Origin of the sequence: Spirillospora sp. NPDC052269, assembly GCF_040679435.1 — a bacterium.
Taxonomy (GTDB): Bacteria; Actinomycetota; Actinomycetes; order Streptosporangiales; family Streptosporangiaceae; genus Spirillospora.
In genome coordinates this window covers 1-22262 of record NZ_JBFAUU010000008.1, presented here as the reverse complement: position 1 = coordinate 22262, position 22262 = coordinate 1, and the positions used below count along the sequence as shown (strand labels likewise).

The following is a 22262-nucleotide window of genomic DNA, read 5'->3' as shown; positions in this document are numbered from 1 at the left end:
GCGGGACGGGACGAGCTCCCGGTCGTCCCGTCCCGCGGACCGTCAGTCGACCTCCGGGGAGACCACGGCGGCCTTGGCGACCACGTCGGTCTCCGACACCGTGGTGTTCTCCGGGAAGTGGCACGCCGTCATGTGGCCGGGCGACAGCTCGACCAGCGGCGGCTCGACCTGCTTGCAGATGTCCTGCGCCTTCCAGCACCGGGTGTGGAAGCGGCAGGCGGGCGGCGGGTCGAGCGGGCTCGGCACGTCGCCCTGCAGGCGGATCCGGTCCCGTCCCTCACGCTGGGCGGGGTCGGGCACCGGCACCGCCGACAGCAGCGCGGTGGTGTACGGGTGCATGGGGCGCTCGTACAGGTCGTCCCGGTCGGCGATCTCGACCAGCTTGCCGAGGTACATGACCGCGACCCGGTCGGAGATGTGCCGGACGACCGACAGGTCGTGCGCGATCACCACGTAGGTGAGGTCGAGCTCGTCCTGGAGGTCCTCCAGCAGGTTCACGACCTGCGCCTGCACCGACACGTCCAGCGCCGACACCGGCTCGTCCGCGACGATCAGCTTCGGCTTGAGCGCCAGCGTCCGGGCGATGCCGATGCGCTGCCGCTGACCGCCGGAGAACTCGTGCGGGTACCGGTTGTAGTGCTCGGGGTTGAGCCCGACCATTTCCAGCAGGTCCTGAACGGCCTTCTTGACGCCGTTCTCGGTCTCGATGTTCTGCAGGCGGTACGGGGCCCCGACGATCGCGCCGACCGTCTTGCGCGGGTTCAGCGACGAGTAGGGGTCCTGGAAGATCATCTGGATGTCCCGCCGGAGCGGACGCATCTTGCCCTGGGAGTACTTGGTGATGTCGTGGCCCTCGAAGTTGATCTTCCCCGAGGTAGACTCCAGCAACTTCATGATCATCCGGCCGGTCGTGGTCTTGCCACAGCCGGACTCCCCCACCAGGCCGAGCGTCTCGCCCTTGTGGACCGAGAAGCTCACCCCGTCGACCGCCTTGACGGTGGCGACCTGCCGGCGCAGCAGCCCGGCGGTCACCGGGAAGTGCTTGCGCAGGTCGGTCACTTCGAGCAGGGGCTCGCCCGTCCGGACGGGCTTGGCGTTGGCGCCCGGCGCGGCCGCGGCGTCCCCGGCGCCCGCTGGGCTCTGCGATGTGCTCACGATGTCTCCGCGATCTTGCTAGGGGGGAGCGGGTCCCCCGGGTGTGCGCCGGTCTCCACGAGCAGGGCACGCCGGGCCGGTTCGGCTCCGGCGTGCGCCATGCGCGGGGTCACAGCTTCGGCCGGATCTCTTCGGTGAAGATCTGCCGCCGCCGGTCCGCGTGCAGGTGGCAGGCCACCAGGTGCCCCGTGGCGCTCTCGCGCAGCTCCGGCCGCTCGCTGGTGCTGAGCCCGTCGGTCTGGTCCGAGTAGGGGCAGCGCGGGTTGAACGCGCACCCCGACGGCAGGTTGATCAGGCTGGGCGGAGACCCGGGGATCGGCTGGAGCCGCTCGCTGCGGCCCCGGTCCAGACGCGGCATCGACCCGAGCAGGCCCCAGGTGTAGGGGTGCTCCGGCTCGTGGAACACCTCGTTCGCGGTGCCCTTCTCGATGCACCGGCCGCCGTACATGACCAGCACGTCGTCGCTCAGCTCCGCCGTCACACCCAGGTCGTGGGTGATCATGATGATCGCGGAGTTGAACTCCTGCTGCAGGTCCCGGATCAGGTCCAGGATCTGCGCCTGCACCGTCACGTCGAGCGCGGTGGTCGGCTCGTCGGCGATCAGCAGCTCCGGGTCGCAGGACAGCGCCATCGCGATCATCGCGCGCTGCCGCATGCCGCCGGAGAACTGGTGCGGGTAGTCGTCCACCCGCTTGTCCGGCTTCGGGATGCCGACGCGGCCGAGCATGTCGATCGCGTGCTTGCGCGCGACCGACTTCGACACCTTGTGGTGCACCCGGTACGCCTCGATGATCTGCGCGCCGACGGTGTAGAAGGGGTGCATCGACGACAGCGGATCCTGGAAGATCATCGCCATGTTCCGGCCGCGGAGCTTGCGGACCTGCTCCTCCGACGCCGACACCAGCTCGGTGCCGTCCAGCCAGATCTCGCCGGACACCTTGGCGTTGCGGCGGTTGTGCAGGCCGAGGATGCCGAGGCTGGTCACCGACTTGCCGGAGCCGGACTCGCCCACGATGCCGAGGGTCTTGCCCCGCTCCAGCTTGAACGACAGGCCGTCGACGGACTTGACCAGGCCGTCGTCGGTCGGAAAGTGGATCTTCAGGTCGCGCAGTTCCAGGAAGGCCGAGGACGGCGCGGAACCCGCCGCGACCTCCGCCGGCCCGCCGCTCAGGGTCTCCGCGGGACGCTTGGCGTCACTCATCAGCCCAGCCTCACTCTCGGGTCGACGACCGCGTACAGCAGGTCCACGATCAGGTTCGCCAGCACGATGAACAGCGCGGCGATCAGGGTCACGCCGAGAACGACGGGCAGGTCGTTGCCGGTGATGCCGTCGATGGACAGCTGCCCGAGCCCGGCGATGCCGAAGGTGTGCTCGGTCAGCACCGCGCCGCCGAGCAGCAGGCCGATGTCCATGCCGAAGATCGTGAGGATGGGGGTCAGGGTGGAGCGCAGCGCGTGCTTGGTGATGACCGTCCGCTCGGGCAGGCCCTTGGCCCGCGCGGTGCGGATGTAGTCCTCGCCGAGCGTCTCCAGCATGCCGGCGCGGGTGAGCCGCGCGTAGGTCGCCGCGTAGAGGAACGCCAGCGTCGTCCATGGGAGGATCAGCGACTGGAACCATGTCGCGGGGTCCTGCGAGAACGGCACGTAACTGCCGCCGCCCGGGAGCAGGTCGAGCTTGTAGGAGAAGATCGCCAGGGCGAGCAGGCCGGTGAAGTAGATCGGCAGCGACACGCCGCCGAGCGCGATCACCATCGTGATGCGGTCCCAGATGCTGCCGCGCTTGAGCGCCGACAGGACACCGATCGAGACACCGGAGATCAGCCAGATCACCGCGGCGCCCGCGGCGAGCGACAGGGTCGCCGGCGCGCGGTCCTCCAGCTGCGGGAGGACGGCCTGGTTGGTCTTGAACGAGTAGCCGAAGCACGGGGACGAGCAGTGCTCGACGGACGGGCCGTTGTTGAAGTCCTGCCCGATGACGACACCCTTGACCCACTTGCCGTACTGGACCCAGATCGGCTTGTCCAGATTGAGCCGGTGCTTGGTCTGTGCGATCGCCTCCGCGGTGGGGGCCTTGCCGACGAAGGAGGCGGCGAGCTGGTCGTTGCTCTGCCCGGCGAGCTTCGGGATGCCGAAGAAGATGCCGAACACCACCATGCTGACGATCACCAGCATGAGGACGGCCCCGATGACGCGTCTGATGAGATATGCGAACACAATGCGCGGCACCGCCCGCCGACCAGAGCTGACCGGTGGGTCACCTCCGGTCGGCGGGCGTCGCCTTCACCTGCCTTCAGGAACTTCGAGTAGCGGGGCCGCTACTACTTCTTGACACCCATGTTCAGGTAGTCGTACTGGCCGCCGTAGCCCTGGGTGATGCCCACGTTGGTCAGGTTCGACGGACGGTAGAGCAGAGCCTTGGCGTAGATGATCGGGATGTCGACCGCGTCGGTCATCGCCATCTGGTCGATCTGGCCGTACAGCTTGGCGCGGGTCGCCGGGTCGGTGTTACCGATCGCGTCGTCGAACGCCTTGTTGATCTGCGGGTTGTCCTCTTCAGGCAGGTTGTTGCCGCCGGCGGGCTTGATCGCCCGGCCGTCGAGGATCTGCGAGAGGAAGCCGTAGCCGGTGGGCCAGTCGGCGGACCACGCCATCAGCATGATGCCGACGCCGTTCTTGTGCACGAACTCGGGGGCGCCGACGTACTTGTTGAAGTAGTCACCGGCCGGGTACTGCACGATGTCGGTCTGGATGCCGACCTGCTTCAGACCCTGCTGCATGGCCTGCGCCATGGCGATTTCCTTCGCGCGGTCGGAACGGCCGGCGATCTTGGTCTTGAAGCCGTTCGGCTGGCCGCACTGCTGCAGCTCCGACTTGGCCTTCGCGATGGTCGCGTCGTCGAGACCGCCACCCTGCTTGTACTGCTGCGGGTACTGGTCGAACTTCTGGTACCCGACGATGCTCGGCGGCAGGATCGTCGTGGCGACGTCACCACCGGCCAGCGGACCGCCGTAGGCGGACTGCATGGCGACCTTGTCGGTGGCGTACTGGACGGCGCGACGGCAGTGCACGTTGTCCAGCGGCTTGACGTGGACGTTCAGCGACGCGAACCGCAGGTAGCCCTGCAGCGGGTTGTCGGTGTTGGCCTTCTTGGCCGGGTCGGTCAGCAGCTTGCCCTGCGTACCGGCCTGGACACCCACACCCGCGGCGTCGACGTCGAGCGAACCGGCCAGCAGGCGGTTGTCGATGTCGTCACCGGACTGCTTGAGCTGCAGGGTGATCTTGTCCGGCAGCGCCTTGCGGATCGGGTCGGTGCTCTTGTCCCAGTTGGGGTTGCGGGACAGGATCATCGACTTGCCGCGCTCGTACGAGTCGACCTTGTACGGGCCGGACGAAACGATCTTCTGCTCGTACTTCAGACCGGTGTCCTTGGCCTGCGGCACCGGCATCGTCTGCGACATCGCGACCAGGTAGTCGAACTCCGAGAACGGCTTCGACAGCTTGAACGTGATGGTGCTGTCGTCCGGGGTCTCGATGGACTTCAGGCCCTCGGGGCTCTTGTCCTTGTAGGGACCCTTGTACGCCGGGCTGTTGTCGATCAGGTAGGTCTTGAAGTACTTCGGGCCCAGCTGGAGCTCGTTGGTGAAGTTCGAGCGCTCGACGGCGTACTTGACGTCCTTGGACGTGACGGGCGTGCCGTCGTCGAACTTCACCCCCGAACGCAGCTTGTAGGTCCAGGTCTTGCCGTTGTCCGGGGTCGTGCCCGGGCCCTGCGCGAGGTCAGGGATGACGGTGTTGCTGTCCGCGCCGGCGGTCGGCTTGAAGGTCAGCAGGCCGCGCCCGTACAGGCGGGCGAAGTTCTGCGACCAGGCGTAGTAGGTGTTACCCGGGTCCGGCGAGTCGAAGTCGTCGGAGATCGCCATGCGGAGTTCTCCGCCTTTGGTGTCCGACGCGTTGATCACCTTGTCGACGGCCGCGTTGTAACCGGCGCCCTTGCTGGAGCCGCTACCCGAGCCGCCGCCGCAGGCGGCGAGGCCAGAGGTGGCGACCAGGCCGACAGCGACTGCCGCGAGTGGTCTGATCTTCTTCATGTGCAGGCGCACCCCTTCACTTGAGGGTTAAACCCGGTGTCACTTAGCCCGGGGGTCGAGAGCGTCCCGGAGCCCGTCACCAAGAAGGTTGAAGGCCAGGACGGTAATGAAGATGGCCATGCCGGGCACGACCATGAACCATGGGTCCGCGGAGTAGATCGGCACCGCCAGCGACAGCGTCGCGCCCCAGGACGGGGTCGGCGGGTTGATGCCGACACCGAGGAACGACAGCGCCGCCTCGAACAGGATGTTGGTCGGGATCAGCAGGGTCGAGTAGACCAGGATCGGCGCGACCAGGTTCGGCAGCAGCTCCTTGAACAGGATGTAGCCGGGCTTGGCGCCCATGCTGCGGGCGGCGTCCACGAACTCCCGCTCGCGCAGCGACAGCGTCTGCCCGCGGATGATGCGGCCGATGTACGGCCAGTTGAAGAAGCCGATCACGAAGATCAGCACTCCGATGCGCAGGTTGTTGCCCTGCATTCCGAACGCCGAGCCGGTGCCGACGACGCCCACCAGGGCGATCGCGAACAGCAGCAGCGGGAAGGCGAGGAACACGTCCATCGTCCGGCTGATGAGGGTGTCGACCCAGCCGCCGAAGAATCCGGCGGTGATGCCCATGATCGTCCCGATCGTCACGGAGAGCACGGTGGCGAAGAACGCCACCAGCAGCGAGATCCGGGCCCCGTGCACGGTTCGGGAGAGCATGTCGCGGCCGCTGCCCGGCTCGACGCCGAGCCAGTGGCTGGCGCTGATGCCGGAGTGCCAGATGCCGTTCTTGGGGCGGTTGTACGTCGGGTCGACCAGGCTCTGGTGGTAGGCCAGGGGGTCCGACACCAGGAACGGCCCGACGACGGCGAGCAGGATCAGGAAGACGATGATGACACCGCCCGCCAGTGCCACCTTGTCGCGCTTGAGCCGCAACCAGGCGATCTGCCCGAGGGAACGGCCCTGGATCGCCTTGCCTTCGACGCCGGCGAGGACGCTTTCCGGCTGGGCCTCCTGTTGCGCCCCGGTCGCCTCGATCGGTGCGGTCACGCTCCGTACCTCCTACTAATGGGCCACACGCCCGCGGCGTGTGCCGCGCGGCAGCGGAGATCGTCCACTGTTCGTGCCCGTTACACCGCGTTTGCTGGAGGGAAAACTAGTGCTTCGGCCACGACTGTCCATCCGTGAAGCCGCCGATGCCAGTACCCGTATCTGACTTGTGATCTCGTCGTCATCTAGGGCACACGTGAGATGGACAACACATCGGACGAAAGTGCCCAGATCGTACGATTCCACCCACGGGTGCAGGCAAGCGGAACAGGGCTCCGACCGGCAAGCTTTATCGGACCGAGTCCGTTTTGAGATGAATCGTCCGCGATCTGGACTCCTGGGACGTGAAAACGGCGGACCGTGACCCCTCAGGGGTCACGATCCGCCGTGAACACGCAGGTCACACGAACAACGCCGGTCACACCCGGCCCTGGGGCCGGGTCACCGCGCGCGGGGGCGCCCGGAACGGTCCGGGCCCGCCCGCGCGGTCCGGCTACTTGATCCCGCGGTTGCGGAGGATGTCCTCGATGTCGGCGAGGTCCGGGTCGCCCGCGGTCGGCGCGGCGCCGCCGACGGCGCCCTTCGGCGCCTTGCCCGCGCCCGCCCGCTTGACCTTGGGCGCCTTCCGCCGGGCCTTGCCCTCCTCACCCTCGGTCACCGAGCGGCGGCTCAGGGCCGCGCCGGACGTCAGGTACAGGACGACGGCGAGGCCGGCCACCGCCACACCCGCCCACTTCATCGGGCTGAACACCAGGTCGGCGAGGAACTTGGTCACCCCGGTCATCGACGCGGCCAGCGGGACCAGCGACAGCGCCGCCCCCCGCGCGCCGGACGCCGCCCCGCGCCGCCGGTAGACCCCCCAGCTGGCGACCAGGCCGACGAGCGTCACCCCCAGGCTGATCGCGAAGATTGCTGCGTCGCTCATGACGGCCCCCAGGTCGATCGTGCTGCTCTCGGCTCCCATCCTCACACGCCCGAACGCGGATGGGGCTCCTCCGTTCGAACGGTTTGCCCGTGATCAGGCCTCCTCCTCGCGCGTGATCCACCCCAGGGGCCGTTCAGGGTTCCCCCTGGGGTCGTCCCCGCCGAACGAGGCGCTGAGAGCGTCGCTCAGCCGTTCGAAGCCACGCGGACGAACGGAGGGACAAGTTCGGGCGAAAAGCGCATGTCAGGCGAACAGGGAGCGCAGGAACGGCACGTCCACCTCGGTGAGGGACGTCACGACCGTCCGGCCCGGCGCCTCGCCGAGCGCGATCACGCCCGGCACCGCGATCGTCCGGCAGCCCGCCGCCTCGGCGGACGCCAGCCCGCTCGGGGAGTCCTCCAGCACCACGCAGCGCGCCGGCTCGACGCCGAGGCGCGCGCACGCCGTGAGGTACGGCTCGGGGTCGGGCTTGGTCCGGGACACCTCGTCCCCGGCCAGGGTCAGGTCGAAGTGGTCGCGGCCGATGCCGTCCAGGGCGGGCTCGAGCAGCGCGCGGTGGCTGGAGGTGACCAGCGCGGACGGCAGGCCCTCCGCGCGGACCTCGGTGAGCAGCTCCTTCGCGCCGGGCAGCAGCGGGACGTTGGTCCGCATCAGCTCGATCATGCCGTCCAGCAGGCGCCGTCCGACCTCCTCGGCCGGGACGTCGCTCCCCGACCGCTCCACCATGTAGGCGGACGCGATCGCCAGGTTCCCCCCGACCAGGTGCTCCTGGTCGGCGTGCGTCCAGACGCCGCCGAGGAGCTCCATCACCTCGCTCTCGACCTCGAACCACAACCGCTCGGAGTCGATGAGGGTGCCGTCCATGTCGAACAGCACCGCCTGCGGAACTCCCTGTACGCCCCGTGTCACGCCGCCTGACCTCCTCTGTCCACGATCGTCCAGGTTAGGTCAGACGGCGCGTCCCGCCGAACCGGCGCGGCTCGAGCGGCGCGCGGTCCGGCGGGTCCGGGTCCGGATCAGGTGTTGAAGTACTTCGCCTCCGGGTGGTGGACGACCAGCGCGTCCGCCGACTGCTCGGGGGCGAGCTGGAGCTCCTCCGACAGGGTCACCCCGATCCGCTCCGGCTCGAGCAGCCGCACCAGCTTGGTGCGGTCCTCCAGGTCCGGGCAGGCGGCGTAGCCGAAGGAGTAGCGGGCGCCCCGGTAGCCGAGCTTGAAGAAGTCCTCGACGTCGGCGGAGTCGTCCCCGCCGAAGCCCAGCTCCGCGCGGATCCGGGTGTGCCAGTACTCCATCAGCGCCTCGGTGAGCTGCACCGACAGGCCGTGCAGCTCCAGGTAGTCGCGGTAGGCGTTCTTCGCGAACAGCTCCCCGGTCGCCTCGGCGATCTTCGATCCGACCGTGACCAGCTGGAACGCGGCCACGTCGGTCTCCCCCGACTCGCGGGAGCGGAAGAAGTCCGACAGGCACAGGTGGCGGTCGCGGCGCTGGCGCGGGAAGGTGAACCGCTCCCGGTCCGAGCCGTCGTCGTTGAGGACGACCAGGTCGTTCCCCTCGGACACGGCCGGGTAGTAGCCGTACACGACGGCGGCCTCGATCAGGCCCTCGGTCTGGATGCGGTCGAGCCACATCCGCAGCCGCGGCCGGCCCTCGGTCTCGACGAGCTCCTCGTAGGACGGCCCGTCCCCGCCGCGCGCGGGCTTCAGGCCCCACTGGCCCATGAAGGTGGCGCGCTCGTCCAGGAACGCCGCGTAGTCGGCCAGCGCGATGCCCTTGACGATCCGGTCGCCGAGGAACGGCGTCCTCGGCAGGGCGTTGTCGGCGGCGACGTCGGAGCGGGCCGGCATGTCCTGCGGCTCGGTGACCTTGAGCGTCGCGCCCTTGCGCACCCGGCGCTCGCGCAGCGGCGGCAGGGTCGCGCCGTCCACGCCGCGCTTGACCGCCATGAACGCGTCCATGAGCCGCAGCCCCTCGAACGCGTCGCGGGCGTAGCGGACCTGGCCGTCGAACAGGTCGGCGAGGTCCTGCTCGACGTAGGCGCGGGTGAGGGCGGCGCCGCCGAGCAGCACCGGCCAGTTCTCGGCCAGGCCGCGGCTGTTCAGCTCCTCCAGGTTCTCCTTCATGATCACCGTGGACTTCACCAGCAGCCCGGACATGCCGATCACGTCGGCGCGGTTCTCCCGCGCGGCGTCGAGGATCGACGACATCGGCTGCTTGATGCCGATGTTCACGACCTCGTAGCCGTTGTTGGACAGGATGATGTCCACCAGGTTCTTGCCGATGTCGTGGACGTCGCCCTTGACCGTCGCGAGCACGATGCGGCCCTTGCCGCCGTCGCCCTCGAGCTTGTCCATGTGGGGCTCGAGGTAGGCGACCGCGGTCTTCATCACCTCGGCCGACTGGAGGACGAACGGCAGCTGCATCTGGCCGGAGCCGAACAGCTCGCCGACGGTCTTCATGCCGTCCAGCAGGACGTCGTTGACGATCTCCAGGGCGGGGCGCTGGGTGAGCGCCTCGTCCAGGTCGGCGTTCAGGCCGTCCAGCTCGCCGTCCACGATCCGGCGCTTGAGCCGTTCCCACAGCGGCAGCGCGAGCAGCTCGGCGGCGCGGTCGGCCTTCATCGCGGCGGTGTCGACGCCCTCGAACAGCTCCATGAACCGGTGCAGCGGGTCGTAGCCGTCGCCGCGCCGGTCGTAGACCAGGTCGAGCGCGACCTTGCGCTGCTCCTCCGGGATCCGGTTCATCGGCAGGATCTTGGAGGCGTGCACGATCGCCGAGTCGAGCCCGGCGTCGGCGCACTCGTTGAGGAACACCGAGTTCAGCACGATGCGGGCGGCCGGGTTCAGGCCGAAGGACACGTTCGACAGGCCGAGGGTGGTCTGGACGTCGGGGTAGCGGCGCTTCAGCTCGCGGATCGCGTCGATCGTCTCGACGGCGTCCCGGCGGGACTCCTCCTGCCCGGTGCCGATCGTGAAGGTCAGGGCGTCGATGATGATGTCGCCGACGTCCATGCCCCACTCGGACGTGAGGTACCCGATCAGCCGGGCGGCGATCTCGACCTTCTTGTCGGCCGTGCGGGCCTGGCCCTGCTCGTCGATGGTGAGCGCGACGACGCCCGCGCCGTGCTCCTTGACGGCGGGCATGAGCCGCACCATCCGGGAGTCGGGGCCGTCGCCGTCCTCGAAGTTCACCGAGTTGATCACGGCGCGGCCGCCGATCATCTCCAGCCCGGCGATGATCACGTCGACCTCGGTGGAGTCGAGGACGATCGGGAGCGTGGAGGCGGTGGCGAACCGGAACGCCAGCTCCTTCATGTCCGCGACGCCGTCCCGGCCGACGTAGTCGACGCACAGGTCGAGCATGTGCGCGCCGTCCCGGGCCTGGTCGCGGGCGATCTTCACGCAGTCGTCCCAGCGGCGCTCCAGCATCGCCTCGCGGAAGGCCTTGGAGCCGTTGGCGTTGGTGCGCTCGCCGATCGCCAGGTAGGAGGTGTCCTGCCGGAACGGGACGTGCTGGTACAGCGAGGCGGCGCCCGCCTCGTGCCGGGGGCGGCGCGGGGCGACCTCGCGGCCGCGGACCCGCTCGACGACCTTCGCCAGGTGCTCGGGCGTCGTGCCGCAGCAGCCGCCGACCAGCGACAGCCCGAACTCGCGGGTGAAGGTGTCGTGGGCGTTGGCCAGCTCGTCCGGGGTCAGGGGGTAGTGGGCGCCGTCGGAGGTCAGCTCGGGCAGGCCCGCGTTCGGCATGCAGCTCAGCCCGATCCGCGCGTTGCGGGCCAGGTAGCGCAGGTGCTCGCTCATCTCGGCGGGGCCGGTGGCGCAGTTCAGGCCGATCAGGTCCAGGCCCATCGGCTCGAGCGCCGTGAGCGCCGCGCCGATCTCCGAGCCCATCAGCATCGCGCCGTTCTGCTCGATGGTGACCTGGCCGATCAGGACGGTGTCGGTGCCGGCGGCGTCGATCGCGCGGCGGGCGCCGATCAGCGCGGCCTTGGCCTGCAGCAGGTCCTGGCAGGTCTCGACGAGGATCGCGTCCGCGCCGCCCTGGATGAGGCCCTCGGCGTTCAGCTGGTAGGCGTCGCGCAGCTCGGCGAACGACACGTGCCCGAGGGTGGGGAGCTTGGTGCCGGGGCCGACCGAGCCGATCACCCAGCGCGGGCGGTCCGGGGTGGTGTACTCGTCGGCGACCTCGCGGGCCAGCCGGGCGCCGGCCTCGGCGAGCTCGAAGATCCGCTCGGTGATGTCGTACTCGCCGAGGTTGCCGAGGTTGGCGCCGAAGGTGTTGGTCTCGACGCAGTCGACGCCCGCCTCGAAGTAGGCGCGGTGCACCGACCGGACGATGTCGGGCCGGGTCACGTTCAGGATCTCGTTGCAGCCCTCGTGCCCCTGGAAGTCGTCCAGCGTGGGGCCGGCGTCCTGGAGCATCGTCCCCATGCCCCCGTCGGCCACGACGACGCGTTCTTTCAGGGCCTGGCGCAGGGAAGCCGCGGTGGGAGTGCTCATGGGGACCAACCCTATCGGGCCGGACACCGGCGCCCGTCGGCCGTCCCCGTGACGGATGGGTGATCGGAAGGCTAACGTTCGCCCTGTCTACCAACGGGTAACGCGCCCTGGACGCCCCCGGACGCGCCGCCCGGACGGAGCAGTACGAGACGGAGCAGTACGAGACGACCGCCGAGGGTGACACGCGCCCCGGCGACGACAGCAGGGAGCGGCCGTGAGCGCCTACCGCACCATCCTCGTCGGGACCGACGGGTCGGACACCTCGTTCCGCGCGGTCGACCGCGCCGCCGCGCTCGCCGCCGCCACCGGCGCGACGCTGCTGCTCGCGACCGCCTACACCCCCATGCCCGAGCGGGAGCGGCTGTCGGCCGCCGACCAGCTCGGCGACCTGGCCTACAAGGTGCAGGGCTCCACCCCCGCCGACGACGCGCTGCGGGCGGCCCGCGAGCGCGCCGTCGCGCAGGGCGCCACCGACATCGACCAGGTCGCGCTGGAGGGCGACGCGGTCGACGTGATCGCCCGGATCGCCCGCGACCGCAAGGCCGACCTGGTCGTCGTCGGCAACCGCGGCCTCAACAGCCTCGCGGGGCGGATCCTCGGTTCGGTCCCGGCGAACCTGTCGCACCGTTCCCCCGTCGACGTGCTGATCGTGCACACCACGGACGGGAAGTGACCCGATCGTGACACGGCAGGGCCCCGCGCGACCCTCGGTCAGGTCTGGGGCGGCGAGGGGTGGGGTAGTTCTGGGACAGGACGTAGGCTGACAGCCACCGATCATGAGCGGGGCCCCCGAACCCCGGGAATGGACGGTCCCCCGGTGACGCTGTACAGGGCGTCGGAAGGAGGCAGCGCGTGATCGAGCTTGAAGGCGTTCCGGACCTCGTCGATCCGGTCGTCGTGGCCGCCTTTGAAGGGTGGAACGACGCAGGGGAGGCGGCCAGCGGGGTGATCACCCATCTGGAGGGCGCCTGGGACGCGACGCCGATCGCCGAACTCGACCCCGACGACTACTACGACTTCCAGGTCACCCGGCCGATGGTCGAGATGATCGACGGCGAGACCCGCGGCATCTCCTGGCCCACCACCCGCATCTCCCGGGCCCGGCTCCCGACCGGCAGGGACGTCGTGCTGATCCACGGCATCGAGCCGAACATGCGGTGGCGGTCGTTCTGCCGCGAGATCGTCGACAAGATCCACGAGCTGGGCGCGCGGGAGGTGGTGCTGCTCGGCGCGCTGCTCGCCGACGCCCCGCACACCCGTCCCGTCCCGGTGACGGGCGCGGCGAACGACACGGCGATGGTCACCGACCTCAACCTGGAGCCCGCGCGCTACGAGGGCCCGACCGGCATCCTCGGCGTGCTCCAGGACGCCTGCGCCAAGGCCGAGCTGCCGACGGTGTCGCTGTGGGCGGCGGTGCCGCACTATGTCGCGCAGCCCCCGTCGCCGAAGGCGACCCTCGCGCTGCTCCGCCGCGTCGAGGACCTGCTCGACGTCGCCATCCCGCTGGGTGAGCTGCCGGAAGAGGCGCGCGCCTGGGAGAACGGCGTGAACGAGCTCGCCGAGGAGGACTCCGAGGTGGCCGAGTACGTCCGGACGCTGGAGGAGCAGAAGGACGCGACGGAGCTGCCCGAGGCGAGCGGCGACGCGATCGCCCGCGAGTTCGAGCGGTACCTGCGGAGACGCGACGCGGGCTGATCCCCGCGGAGCGCGCGCGGAACGGCGGCGCTCACGCAAGGCATGTCGAGGACCTTGCCGACCGGTGGTCGGCAAGGGCCTTCGGCTTGCCCGAGGAGGCCGTCCGCTCCCGGACAGGCGACGGTGAACGCTCGGCGACGGCGCACTCACCTGCGGTAGGGGGTTGCGGACCGGGTCGAACCTGCGCAAGCATTCACTTACCGGACGTCCGGTCCCCCGCATCCCTCTCCCGGACGGCCGTCCCGACCCCGGCGCAAGGAGTCCCCCGTGACCTCCCCGGCCCCCGCCGCCGCCCGCGACCGGGACGCGCTGCGGCTGCTCGCCGCCGAGCCCGCCGTGATGCTCGCCGCGGGCCGCGCGCTGCTCCTCCAGGTCGCCCACCCGAAGATCGCGCAGGGTGTCGCCGACCACAGCGACCTGCGGGACCGCCCCCTCGACCGGCTGTTCGGCACGCTGGACTTCCTCACCATCGTCGCGTTCGGCACCGACGAGGAGGCCGCCCGGCTCGGCCGCGGGCTGCGCCGCCTGCACGACCGGATCACCGGCCCCGGCTACTCCGGCAACGACCCCGACCTGCAGGCATGGGTGAACGCCACCCTCACCGACGCCGCCCTGTACGTGTACGAGGAGATCCTGCGCTCCCCCAGCGGCGACCTCGGCGCGGCCTACGTCGACCAGGCCCGCCTGGTCGCGGAGGTGCTCGGCTGCCCGCCGGAGGCGCAGCCCGCCGACCGCGACGCGTTCCGCCGCTACTTCGACGCCACGGTCGCCTCACTCGAGGTCACCGACGCCGGACGCGAGGTCATGCGGGCCGTCCTGTGGTCGCGCAGGCTCCGCTGGCTCGGGCCAGCCCTGTGGTTCAACCGGTTCGTCACCACCGGCCTGCTGCCCGAGCCCGTCCGCGTCCAGTACGGGCTGCCGTGGGGGCCGCGCCGCGACCGCTGCCTGTGGATCCTGCTGCGGACGGGCGCGGTCTCCTACCGGCTCGTCCCCGGACGGCTCCGCCGCGCAGGCGTCCCCCTCATCCTGTGGCGGTCCCGTCAACGCCTCGCGCGCAAGGCCCGGAAGGCCAAGCAGGCCGGGCAGGCCGGGCAGGCCGGGCAGCCTCGAAAGGTATGAGGCGGACGGCATGAGAGAGCCCCGTCCGGAACCGGCCGGACGGGGCTCGCTCTCGGACGTCCTACAGCTCGACGCCCAGCAGCGCATCGGCGATCGCGCGGACCCGGGCCGGAGCCTCGGCGTCGTCGCCGATGCCGGCGAGCGCCGCGTCGGCCCAGGCGTCGATCGCGGCGAGCGCGCCCGGCGCGTCCAGGTCGTCGTTCAGGCGCTCGCGGACGGTCTCCAGCACGTCCCCGGCGGACGGGCCGGCGGGCGCGGCGACCGCGGCGCGCCAGCGCGCGACCCGCGTGGTGGCCTCGTCGAGCTGGCCCGCCGTCCACTCCCAGTCGGACCGGTAGTGGTGCGCGAGCAGCGCCAGCCGGATCGCCATCGGGTCGGCGCCGCCGCGCCGCAGCGTCGACACGAACACCAGGTTCCCGCGCGACTTGGACATCTTCTCGCCGTCCAGGCCGACCATGCCCGCGTGCACGTAGGCGCGCGCGTGCGGGCGCTCGCCCGTCGCGACCTGCGCGTGCGCCGCGCCCATCTCGTGGTGCGGGAACGCCAGGTCCGAGCCGCCGCCCTCCACGTCGAACGCCATGCCGAGGTGCTCGACGGAGATCGCCGAGCACTCGATGTGCCAGCCCGGACGGCCCTTGCCGAACGGCGAGTCCCAGCCCGGCTCGCCCGGACGCTGCGCCAGCCACACCAGCGCGTCCAGCGGGTCGCGCTTGCCCGGACGGTCCGGGTCGCCGCCGCGCTCGGCGAACAGCGACAGCATCTGATCGCGGTCCAGGCGGCTGACCTCACCGAACGCCGGGTCGGAGGCGATCGGGAAGTACAGGTCGCCGTCGACCTCGTACACCGCGTCCCGGGCCCGCAGCTCCTCGATCATCTTCACCACGAGCGGGATCGCCTCGACCGCGCCCATGTACTGGTCCGGCGGCAGGACCCGCAGGGCCGTCATGTCCTCGCGGAACAGTTCGATCTCCCGGTCGGCCAGCTCGCGCCAGCTCAGGCCGTCCCGCTCCGCTCGTTCCAGCAGCGGATCGTCGACGTCGGTGGCATTCTGCACGTAGTGGACCCGGCGGCCCTGGTCCCGCCACACGCGGTTCACCAGGTCGAACGCGAGGTAGGTGTTGGCGTGGCCCAGATGCGTGGCGTCGTAGGGGGTGATCCCGCACACGTACATCCGCGGGGTCGGCCCGGGGTCGGTGGCCCGCGCCTCCCCGGTGCCGGTGTCGTGCAGCCGCAGCGGACCGGCGCCGCCGGCCAGGCCGAATTCGGGGAGACTGGGAACTTCTGGAGCGGGCCACGATCGCATGATTGAACCTTATCCGCGCGGTCCGGATAGCTTGACACCGAGATCGTCCCGACCGTCCTCCCTTGTCCCCGCAACCCCCCGAACGGGTGGAACGGAGTCCGACCGAGTCCATGGCACGCCATCGCAAGTCGCCTGAGCGCCGCGGGCTGCCCCGCGCGGCGCACGGCGGCATCGCCGTCCTGGTCGCGCTGCTGCTGACCGCCACGATCGTGGTCGGCGTCGGCCGCGTCCGGCACGGCCTGGCCACCGGCGGGCACACCGCCGCCGAGCCCGACGAGCCTCCGCCCGCCCTCCCCGCGCACGTCGGCGCCTACACCTCCAAGGTGCGGCTGCCGGACGAGAAGACCGCCCGCGACCTGGTGGTGTACCGGCCGAACGTGCCCGACTCGTCCAAGCTGCCCGTGGTGTACTTCCTGCACGGCGTGCCCGGCGACCCCCGGACGCTGGTGGACGACGGGCTGGTCGACGAGCTGAGGAAGTACCTCGCCAGGGGCGGGCAGCCGTTCGTCCTGGCCGTCCCGGACGGCAACGGCGACCACCACGACGACACCGAGTGGGCCGACGCCGCCGACGGGTCCGACCGGGTCGAGACGCGGCTGCTGAGGGCCGTCATCCCCGCCGTCGAGGGCGACCGCCCGCGCGACGCCGGGCACCGCGCGATCGCCGGGTTCTCCATGGGCGGGTACGGCGCGCTGAACCTCGGGCTGCGCCACCCCGACCTGTTCGGGCAGGTCGTGTCGCTCGCCGGGTACTACGGCGTGGACGACCCGGACCACATGTTCGGCGGCCGCGAGGACCTCGAGGCCGCCAACAGCCCCGACCGGCACCTCGACGCCGCCAAGCAGGTCCGGATCTTCATGGCCGTCGGGCAGGACGACGGGAACCCCGTCGTCGAGGGCAGCTCCCAGCAGTTCAAGCGGCTCCTCGACGCCGCGCACGTCCCGGCGACACTGCAGGTGCTGCCCGGCGAGCACGACTGGGACTTCGTCACCCGCGCCCTGCCCGCCGGGTTCGACTTCCTGCGGCAGGGCTGGGCGCGGAACGCCTCGACCGGACGCTGATCCCCCGGTCGGCCGGTGACGGCCCGGCCGGGGTTCAGGAGAGGCGGACGCGCGGGTCCAGGAACGAGTAGCCGATGTCCACGATCAGGTTCGCGATCACCACGAACAGCGTCACCATCAGCGTCACGCCGATGATCACCGGGGTGTCGCCGAGGTTGATCGACTGGTACACCAGCTGACCGACGCCCTGCAGGCCGAACACCCGCTCGATCACGATCGTCGAGCCGATCAGCGCGCCCACGTCGATGCCGAACTGCGTCACGACCGGCGTCAGCGCCGACCGCAGGCCGTGCCGGAAGATCACCCGCCGCTCAGAGATGCCCTTCGACCGCGCGGTGCGGATGTAGTCCTCGCCCAGCACGTCCAGCATCGAGCCGCGGGTGAGCCGCGTGTAGGTGGCGACCATCAGGAACGCCAGGCCGATCCAGGGCAGGATCATGCGGCGGAAGAAGTGCTCCTGCAGCGGCGGGCCCGCCTCGAAGAAGTGGATGCCCAGCTCGCCCAGCTTCGTGGAGAAGACGTACAGCAGCACCAGCGCCATCACGAACGACGGCAGCGACAGCCCGATCAGCACGGTCACCGTGATGATCCGGTCGGAGCCCGATCGCGGGTGCGTCGCCGAGTACACGCCGGACGCGACGCCGCCGACGAACCAGATCACCGCGGCGCCCGCCACCAGCCACAGCGTCGTCGGCAGCCGGTTGCCGATGATGGACACGACCGACGTGCCGTTCAGGTACGACTGGCCGAGGTCGCCCTTGACGAGATTCCCGAGCCAGGAGAAGTACTGCACCAGCACCGGCTTGTCGAGGCCGAGGTTCCGGCGGATCTGCTCCAGCGTCTCGGTGGACGCGCGCGGCCCGCCGATCGTCCGCTCGACCGACGTCGGCGACAGGTGCAGGAACACGAAGACCAGCGTCGACACCAGCCACAGCACCAGGATCGCGTACAGCAGGCGGCGGATGACGTAACGGAGCATGGGTCACTTCCCCCCGGACTGGCGGTCCGCGCGCGGGTCCATCGCGTCCCGGATCGCGTCGCCGAGCAGGTTGAACGACAGCGTGGTCAGCAGCAGGAGGACGGCCGGGACGACCAGCAGCCACCAGGCGGTCTGGAACACCTCGCTGCCCTCGCCGAGCATCGCGCCCCAGCTCGGCATCGGCGGCCGCACCCCGACGCCGAGGAACGACAGCGTCGACTCGAACACGATCGAGGTCGGGATCAGCAGCGAGGCCAGCACCGTGATCTGCGCGACCAGGTTCGGCAGCACGTCCACGAACATGATCCGCCAGCGGCTCGCGCCCAGCGACCGGGCCGCCTCGATGAACTCCTTCTGCTTGATCGACATGACCTGGCCTCGGATGATCCGGCCGGTCGCGGCGAACGAGAAGAACGCGATCACCGCGATCGTCATCGTCAGGCTCCCGGCGACCGACTGCACCTGGAACGTCACCGCCAGGGTGATCGCGATCAGCAGGTACGGCAGGGCGAGGGTGATGTCCATGACCCGGGCCAGGACCCCGTCCAGCGCGCCGCCCACGTAGCCGGCGAGCACCCCGACGACCACGCCGACCAGCGACGCGAGCGCCGAGGCGGCGACGCCCACCAGCAGCGAGATCCGCGCCCCGTAGGAGGCGCGGACCAGCACGTCCCGGCCGAGCTGGTCGGCGCCCAGCCAGAAGTCCTTGGACGGCCCGATCGGCTGCCCGCTGGCGTTCAGGCCCGTCTTGGGGAACGTCGCCGCGTACGGGTGGCCCGTCCACGACGCCCACAGCGGCGCCATCAGGGCGAACACCACGATCAGCACCAGGATCACCAGGAACGCCAGCGCGACCTTGTCGCCCCGGAACCGGGCCCACGCCAGTTGCAGCGGCGAGCGGCCCCGGACCCGTTGCTCCGCGGCGTCCGCCGGGACGATCTCGGGTTCGAGTTCGGACAGGCTGGTCACGGGGTCGCCTCCGGCAGGTCCGGTTCGGTGGAGACCTGGGCGATGGCGGCGTGCTCGCCCGCCAGGTTCTCGCCGCGTCCCACCGGGAAGTGGCAGGCGGTCAGGTGGTCGGCCGCGTCGCCCTCGCGGGCGACGAGTTCCGGGTCGTCGGTGACGCAGCGGTCCCGCGCCTTCGGGCAGCGCGGATGGAACCGGCAGCCGGACGGCGGGTCGATCGGGGACGGCACGTCCCCGGCCAGCACGATCCGCTCCGCGCGCTCGGCCTCGTCCGGGTCGGCGATCGACGCCGCCGACAGCAGCGCCGCCGCGTACGGGTGCCGCGGGCCGCCGTACAGCTCGTTCCCGGCGGCGTTCTCCACGACCCGTCCGAGGTACATGACCGCGACCCGGTCCGACACGTACCGGACGACCGACAGGTCGTGCGCGATGAACACGTAGGTCAGGCCCAGCTCGTCCTGCAGGTCCTTCAGCAGGTTGATGACCTGGGCCTGGATCGACACGTCCAGCGCCGACACCGGCTCGTCGCAGATGATCAGCTTGGGTTTGAGCGCCAGCGCGCGGGCGATGCCGATGCGCTGCCGCTGCCCGCCGGAGAACTCGGCGGGGAACCGGTTGTAGTGCTCGGGGTTCAGCCCGACGAGCTCCATCAGCTCCTGGACGCGGCTCTTGCGCTCCGCGCCGTCCGCGAGGCCGTGGATCGCGTACGGGTCGCCGATGATCGAGCCGACGCGGCGGCGCGGGTTCAGCGACCCGTACGGGTCCTGGAAGATCATCTGGACGTCGCGGCGGAACGCCTTCAGCGCCGCCGCCGACATCGTGGTGATGTCGGTGCCCTCGAACAGGATCCGGCCCCGGGTGACCGGGTGCAGCGCCGCCAGGCAGCGCGCGAGGGTCGACTTTCCACAGCCGGACTCGCCGACGATGCCGAGGGTCTCCCCGCGCCGGACGGTCAGGTCCACGCCGTCCACCGCGTGGACGCGCGCGATCTCCTTCTTGAACACGATGCCCTGCCGGATCGGGAAGTGCTTGAACACGCCCTCCGCCGACACGAGCACGTCGTGCCCGCCGGTCTGTGTCACTCGGTCCCCCCGTCCGGCGCGCCCGGCCCCTTCGGCTCCTGCCCCCGCGGTCCCGGCCCCGCGTCCGGCCCCTCCGCTTCCGTCCCTCGCGGCTCCGGTCCCTGCGCCTCCCGCTTCTGCGACTCCGGACCGGTTTCCGGGCCGGTGCCGGGGCCGGTTTCCGGCTTCGCGCCGGAGGGCGGCTCGGCGGGTTTGGCGCCCTTGTTCTTGCGTCCGGCCTCGGCGGCGGCGAGGCGGCGGGCCTGGGCGTCCTCGCCGAGGCCGACGGCCTCGTGCGGGAGCCAGCAGGCCGAGGTGTGCGAGGGGTCGTGGCCGTCCGCGCCCGCCGGCGGCCCGGCCGGGTCGAGGGTGGGCTCGTCGACGCGGCAGCGGTCCATCGCGAACTCGCAGCGGGGGTGGAAGACGCAGCCGCTCGGCAGGTTGATCAGGCTCGGCGGCTGGCCGGGGATCGGCCGCAGCCGCTCGCCGCCCGCCGCCGTCGGCACCGACCGCAGCAGGCCCATCGTGTACGGGTGGTGGCCCCGGTAGTACAGGGTGCGGCGCTCGGCCTTCTCGGCGGGCTTGCCGCCGTACATGACCAGGACGTCGTCGGCCATGTCGGCGATCACCCCGAGGTCGTGGGTGATCATGATGAGGGCGGTGTCGAACTCGGCCTGGAGCCGCCGCATCAGGTCCAGGATCTGCGCCTGGACGGTCGCGTCGAGGGCGGTGGTCGGCTCGTCGGCGATGATCAGCTTGGGGTTCAGCGCCAGCGCCATCGCGATCATCACGCGCTGCCGCATGCCGCCGGAGAACTGGTGCGGGTAGTCGTCCACCCGCTTGTCCGGCTTGGGGATCCCGACCAGGCCGAGCATCTCCACGGCGCGCTTGCGTGCCTGGTCCTTGGAGATCCTCCGGTCGTGCGCGCGGATCATCTCCTCGATCTGCCAGCCGACCTTGTACAGGGGGTGCAGGCTGGACAGCGGGTCCTGGAAGATCATCGCGATCTCGGCGCCGCGCAACTCGCGCATCCGGTCGTCGCTGACGGTGAGCAGGTCCTGGCCCTCGAACAGGGCGGTGCCGGACACCTTCGCGCCGGGGGACAGCCGCATCAGCGTCTGCGTCGACACGCTCTTGCCGGACCCCGACTCCCCGACGATGCCGAGGGTGCGGCCGCGGTCCACCGAGAACGACATCCCGCGCACGGCGTGGACCACGCCGTCGGCGGTGTGGAAGGAGACCTGGAGGTCGGTCACCTCGAGAAGACTCATCGACGCCCCTTCGCGCCCGTGCCGCGCCCGACCGGACCGGGCCCGCCGCGCCCGGACGGCCCTCGCCGTCCGGGCGGACCCGCCGTGCCCGCGTCCCGGCCGGGCCCGCGCGGCGCGGTCCCGGCCGGGACGGCGGTCACTGGAGTTTGACGAGGTTGTAGTCGTAGCCCTGGAACTGCGGCAGGTACATGGCGTTCTTCACCCGGGACGAGTGGTAGATCGGGTACTTCTGGTTCATCAGCGGGACGACCGCCGCGTCCTGCATGATCTGCCGGTCGGCCTGCGCCCACGAGTTGGCGGCCGCGTCCACGTTCTTGGACTCCAGCGCCTGGTCGATCAGCTTGTTCACGGCCGGGTTGTTGTAGCCGCCGTAGTTGGTGGAGTTCGGGCCGTAGTGCCGTCCGTCGAACAGCGGGACGATGTTGGTGCGGCCGTTGTTGCCGTACCAGTCCGGCACCCAGCCGGGCCCGGCGATGTCCCACTTGCCGGCCTTGGCGTCCGCCGGCGTCACCAGCGTCTTGCTGTAGAACGTGCCGTTGGTGTCCGGCGTGAGCTGGGCCTTGATGCCGCACTTGGCGAGGTTCGCCTGGACGGACTGGGCGATCTTCGGGTGGTTGCTGGAGACCCGGTAGGGGAACTTCAGCGTGAGCCCGTTCGGATACCCGGCGCCGCTCAGCATCGACTTGCACTTGTTCGGGTCGCCCGAGTCGCCCGGCGTCGGGTACAGGTTGAACGGCTTGTAGCCGACGCTGCGCGGCGGGATGACCTGGTTCAGCACGTTGCTGACGTCCGGGCCGCCGTAGATCTGGATCGCCGCGGCCTTGTCGATCGCGTAGTTGATCGCCTGCCGCACCGCGACCTTGCCGAGCGCCCCGCCGTTGTTCGGGCTGAGCGTGTTGAACACGATGTAGGGGTTGCTGGACGACCCGTCCATGATCTTGAAGTTGGAGTTCGACTTCAGGCTCGGGATCTGCCCGGTCGGGACGGTCTGGTCCCAGGACAGGTCGGCCGCGCCGGACTCCATCTGCTGCTGGACGGTCTCGGGCGAGTCCTGCCCCATCGTGATCTGGACGCCGTCGGGGTTCTGCTCCCGGATCGGGTCCGAGTC

Annotated in this window: 18 protein-coding genes; 4 read left to right on the top strand and 14 right to left on the bottom strand. The window is 70.6% G+C overall.

The features are described 5' to 3' along the window. Positions 1 to 42 precede the first annotated feature (42 nt). From AB0L06_RS18405 to metH, 8 genes are all read right to left on the bottom strand, one after another. Positions 43 to 1155, bottom strand: a complete 1113-nt coding sequence (locus AB0L06_RS18405) for an ABC transporter ATP-binding protein (RefSeq protein ID WP_500232216.1) — start codon at positions 1153 to 1155, stop codon at positions 43 to 45. A 109-nt stretch (positions 1156 to 1264) separates the two neighbouring features. After that, a complete protein-coding gene (locus AB0L06_RS18400; protein WP_500232215.1) occupies positions 1265 to 2356 on the bottom strand; it encodes an ABC transporter ATP-binding protein in 1092 nt (363 codons plus the stop codon). Next, positions 2356 to 3369 carry an ABC transporter permease gene (locus AB0L06_RS18395; RefSeq protein WP_500232214.1) on the bottom strand — a complete coding sequence of 338 codons (1014 nt, stop codon included), beginning with the start codon at positions 3367 to 3369 and terminating at the stop codon, positions 2356 to 2358. Before AB0L06_RS18395 ends, AB0L06_RS18400 begins: the two co-directional genes overlap by 1 nt. Positions 3370 to 3473: 104 nt before the next feature. Continuing rightward, a complete protein-coding gene (locus AB0L06_RS18390) occupies positions 3474 to 5243 on the bottom strand; it encodes an ABC transporter substrate-binding protein (RefSeq protein ID WP_500232213.1) in 1770 nt (589 codons plus the stop codon). A gap of 39 nt (positions 5244 to 5282) precedes the next feature. Then, entirely contained in the window at positions 5283 to 6278 is a 996-nt protein-coding gene (locus AB0L06_RS18385; protein WP_500232212.1) for an ABC transporter permease, read from the bottom strand. A gap of 493 nt (positions 6279 to 6771) precedes the next feature. Beyond that, positions 6772 to 7203, bottom strand: a complete 432-nt coding sequence (locus AB0L06_RS18380) for a hypothetical protein (RefSeq protein ID WP_500232211.1) — start codon at positions 7201 to 7203, stop codon at positions 6772 to 6774. 243 nt (positions 7204 to 7446) lie between these two features. After that, complete coding sequence (locus AB0L06_RS18375; protein WP_500232210.1) at positions 7447 to 8112, bottom strand: HAD family hydrolase; 666 nt, start codon at positions 8110 to 8112, stop codon at positions 7447 to 7449. Positions 8113 to 8219: 107 nt separating this feature from the next. Then, positions 8220 to 11699, bottom strand: coding sequence for a methionine synthase (gene metH, locus AB0L06_RS18370; protein WP_500232209.1), 3480 nt, complete (start codon positions 11697 to 11699; stop codon positions 8220 to 8222). A gap of 214 nt (positions 11700 to 11913) precedes the next feature. Between metH and AB0L06_RS18365 the strand changes: the two genes are divergently transcribed. From AB0L06_RS18365 to AB0L06_RS18355, 3 genes are all read left to right on the top strand, one after another. Then, entirely contained in the window at positions 11914 to 12372 is a 459-nt protein-coding gene (locus AB0L06_RS18365) for a universal stress protein (RefSeq protein WP_500232208.1), read from the top strand. Positions 12373 to 12551: 179 nt separating this feature from the next. Next, complete coding sequence (locus AB0L06_RS18360; RefSeq protein WP_500232207.1) at positions 12552 to 13394, top strand: PAC2 family protein; 843 nt, start codon at positions 12552 to 12554, stop codon at positions 13392 to 13394. 267 nt (positions 13395 to 13661) lie between these two features. Further along, a complete protein-coding gene (locus AB0L06_RS18355) occupies positions 13662 to 14513 on the top strand; it encodes an oxygenase MpaB family protein (protein ID WP_500232206.1) in 852 nt (283 codons plus the stop codon). A gap of 61 nt (positions 14514 to 14574) precedes the next feature. Here the strand turns inward: AB0L06_RS18355 and mshC are convergent, their stop codons facing one another. Then, on the bottom strand, positions 14575 to 15816 hold the full coding sequence (gene mshC / locus AB0L06_RS18350; RefSeq protein ID WP_500232205.1) for a cysteine--1-D-myo-inosityl 2-amino-2-deoxy-alpha-D-glucopyranoside ligase: 1242 nt from the start codon (positions 15814 to 15816) through the stop codon (positions 14575 to 14577). A gap of 110 nt (positions 15817 to 15926) precedes the next feature. Here mshC and AB0L06_RS18345 point away from each other — a divergent pair, with 110 nt between their 5' ends. After that, a complete protein-coding gene (locus AB0L06_RS18345; RefSeq protein ID WP_500232204.1) occupies positions 15927 to 16877 on the top strand; it encodes an alpha/beta hydrolase in 951 nt (316 codons plus the stop codon). A 34-nt stretch (positions 16878 to 16911) separates the two neighbouring features. On the opposite strand, the gene AB0L06_RS18340 is transcribed toward AB0L06_RS18345, so the two are convergent. The 5 genes from AB0L06_RS18340 to AB0L06_RS18320 all read right to left on the bottom strand — a co-directional run. Then, positions 16912 to 17856 (bottom strand): ABC transporter permease, encoded by a 945-nt coding sequence (locus AB0L06_RS18340; protein ID WP_500232203.1) that lies wholly within the window; start codon positions 17854 to 17856, stop codon positions 16912 to 16914. Positions 17857 to 17859: 3 nt separating this feature from the next. After that, positions 17860 to 18825 (bottom strand): ABC transporter permease, encoded by a 966-nt coding sequence (locus AB0L06_RS18335; protein WP_500232202.1) that lies wholly within the window; start codon positions 18823 to 18825, stop codon positions 17860 to 17862. Further along, on the bottom strand, positions 18822 to 19904 hold the full coding sequence (locus AB0L06_RS18330) for an ABC transporter ATP-binding protein (protein ID WP_500232201.1): 1083 nt from the start codon (positions 19902 to 19904) through the stop codon (positions 18822 to 18824). Before AB0L06_RS18330 ends, AB0L06_RS18335 begins: the two co-directional genes overlap by 4 nt. Beyond that, on the bottom strand, positions 19901 to 21154 hold the full coding sequence (locus tag AB0L06_RS18325) for an ABC transporter ATP-binding protein (RefSeq protein ID WP_500232200.1): 1254 nt from the start codon (positions 21152 to 21154) through the stop codon (positions 19901 to 19903). Before AB0L06_RS18325 ends, AB0L06_RS18330 begins: the two co-directional genes overlap by 4 nt. Before the next feature lie 136 nt (positions 21155 to 21290). Next, positions 21291 to 22262: ABC transporter substrate-binding protein (locus AB0L06_RS18320; protein WP_500232199.1), on the bottom strand; the 972-nt coding region annotated here is incomplete at its 5' end.

Coding starts and splice junctions, on each gene's coding strand:
- AB0L06_RS18400 (WP_500232215.1), bottom strand. CDS start 2,356: ATGAGTGACGCCAAGCGTCCCGCGGAGACCCTGAGCGGCGGGCCGGCG.
- AB0L06_RS18390 (WP_500232213.1), bottom strand. CDS start 5,243: ATGAAGAAGATCAGACCACTCGCGGCAGTCGCTGTCGGCCTGGTCGCC.
- AB0L06_RS18380 (WP_500232211.1), bottom strand. CDS start 7,203: ATGAGCGACGCAGCAATCTTCGCGATCAGCCTGGGGGTGACGCTCGTC.
- metH (WP_500232209.1), bottom strand. CDS start 11,699: ATGAGCACTCCCACCGCGGCTTCCCTGCGCCAGGCCCTGAAAGAACGC.
- mshC (WP_500232205.1), bottom strand. CDS start 15,816: ATGCGATCGTGGCCCGCTCCAGAAGTTCCCAGTCTCCCCGAATTCGGC.
- AB0L06_RS18345 (WP_500232204.1), top strand. CDS start 15,927: ATGGCACGCCATCGCAAGTCGCCTGAGCGCCGCGGGCTGCCCCGCGCG.
- AB0L06_RS18340 (WP_500232203.1), bottom strand. CDS start 17,856: ATGCTCCGTTACGTCATCCGCCGCCTGCTGTACGCGATCCTGGTGCTG.
- AB0L06_RS18325 (WP_500232200.1), bottom strand. CDS start 21,154: ATGAGTCTTCTCGAGGTGACCGACCTCCAGGTCTCCTTCCACACCGCC.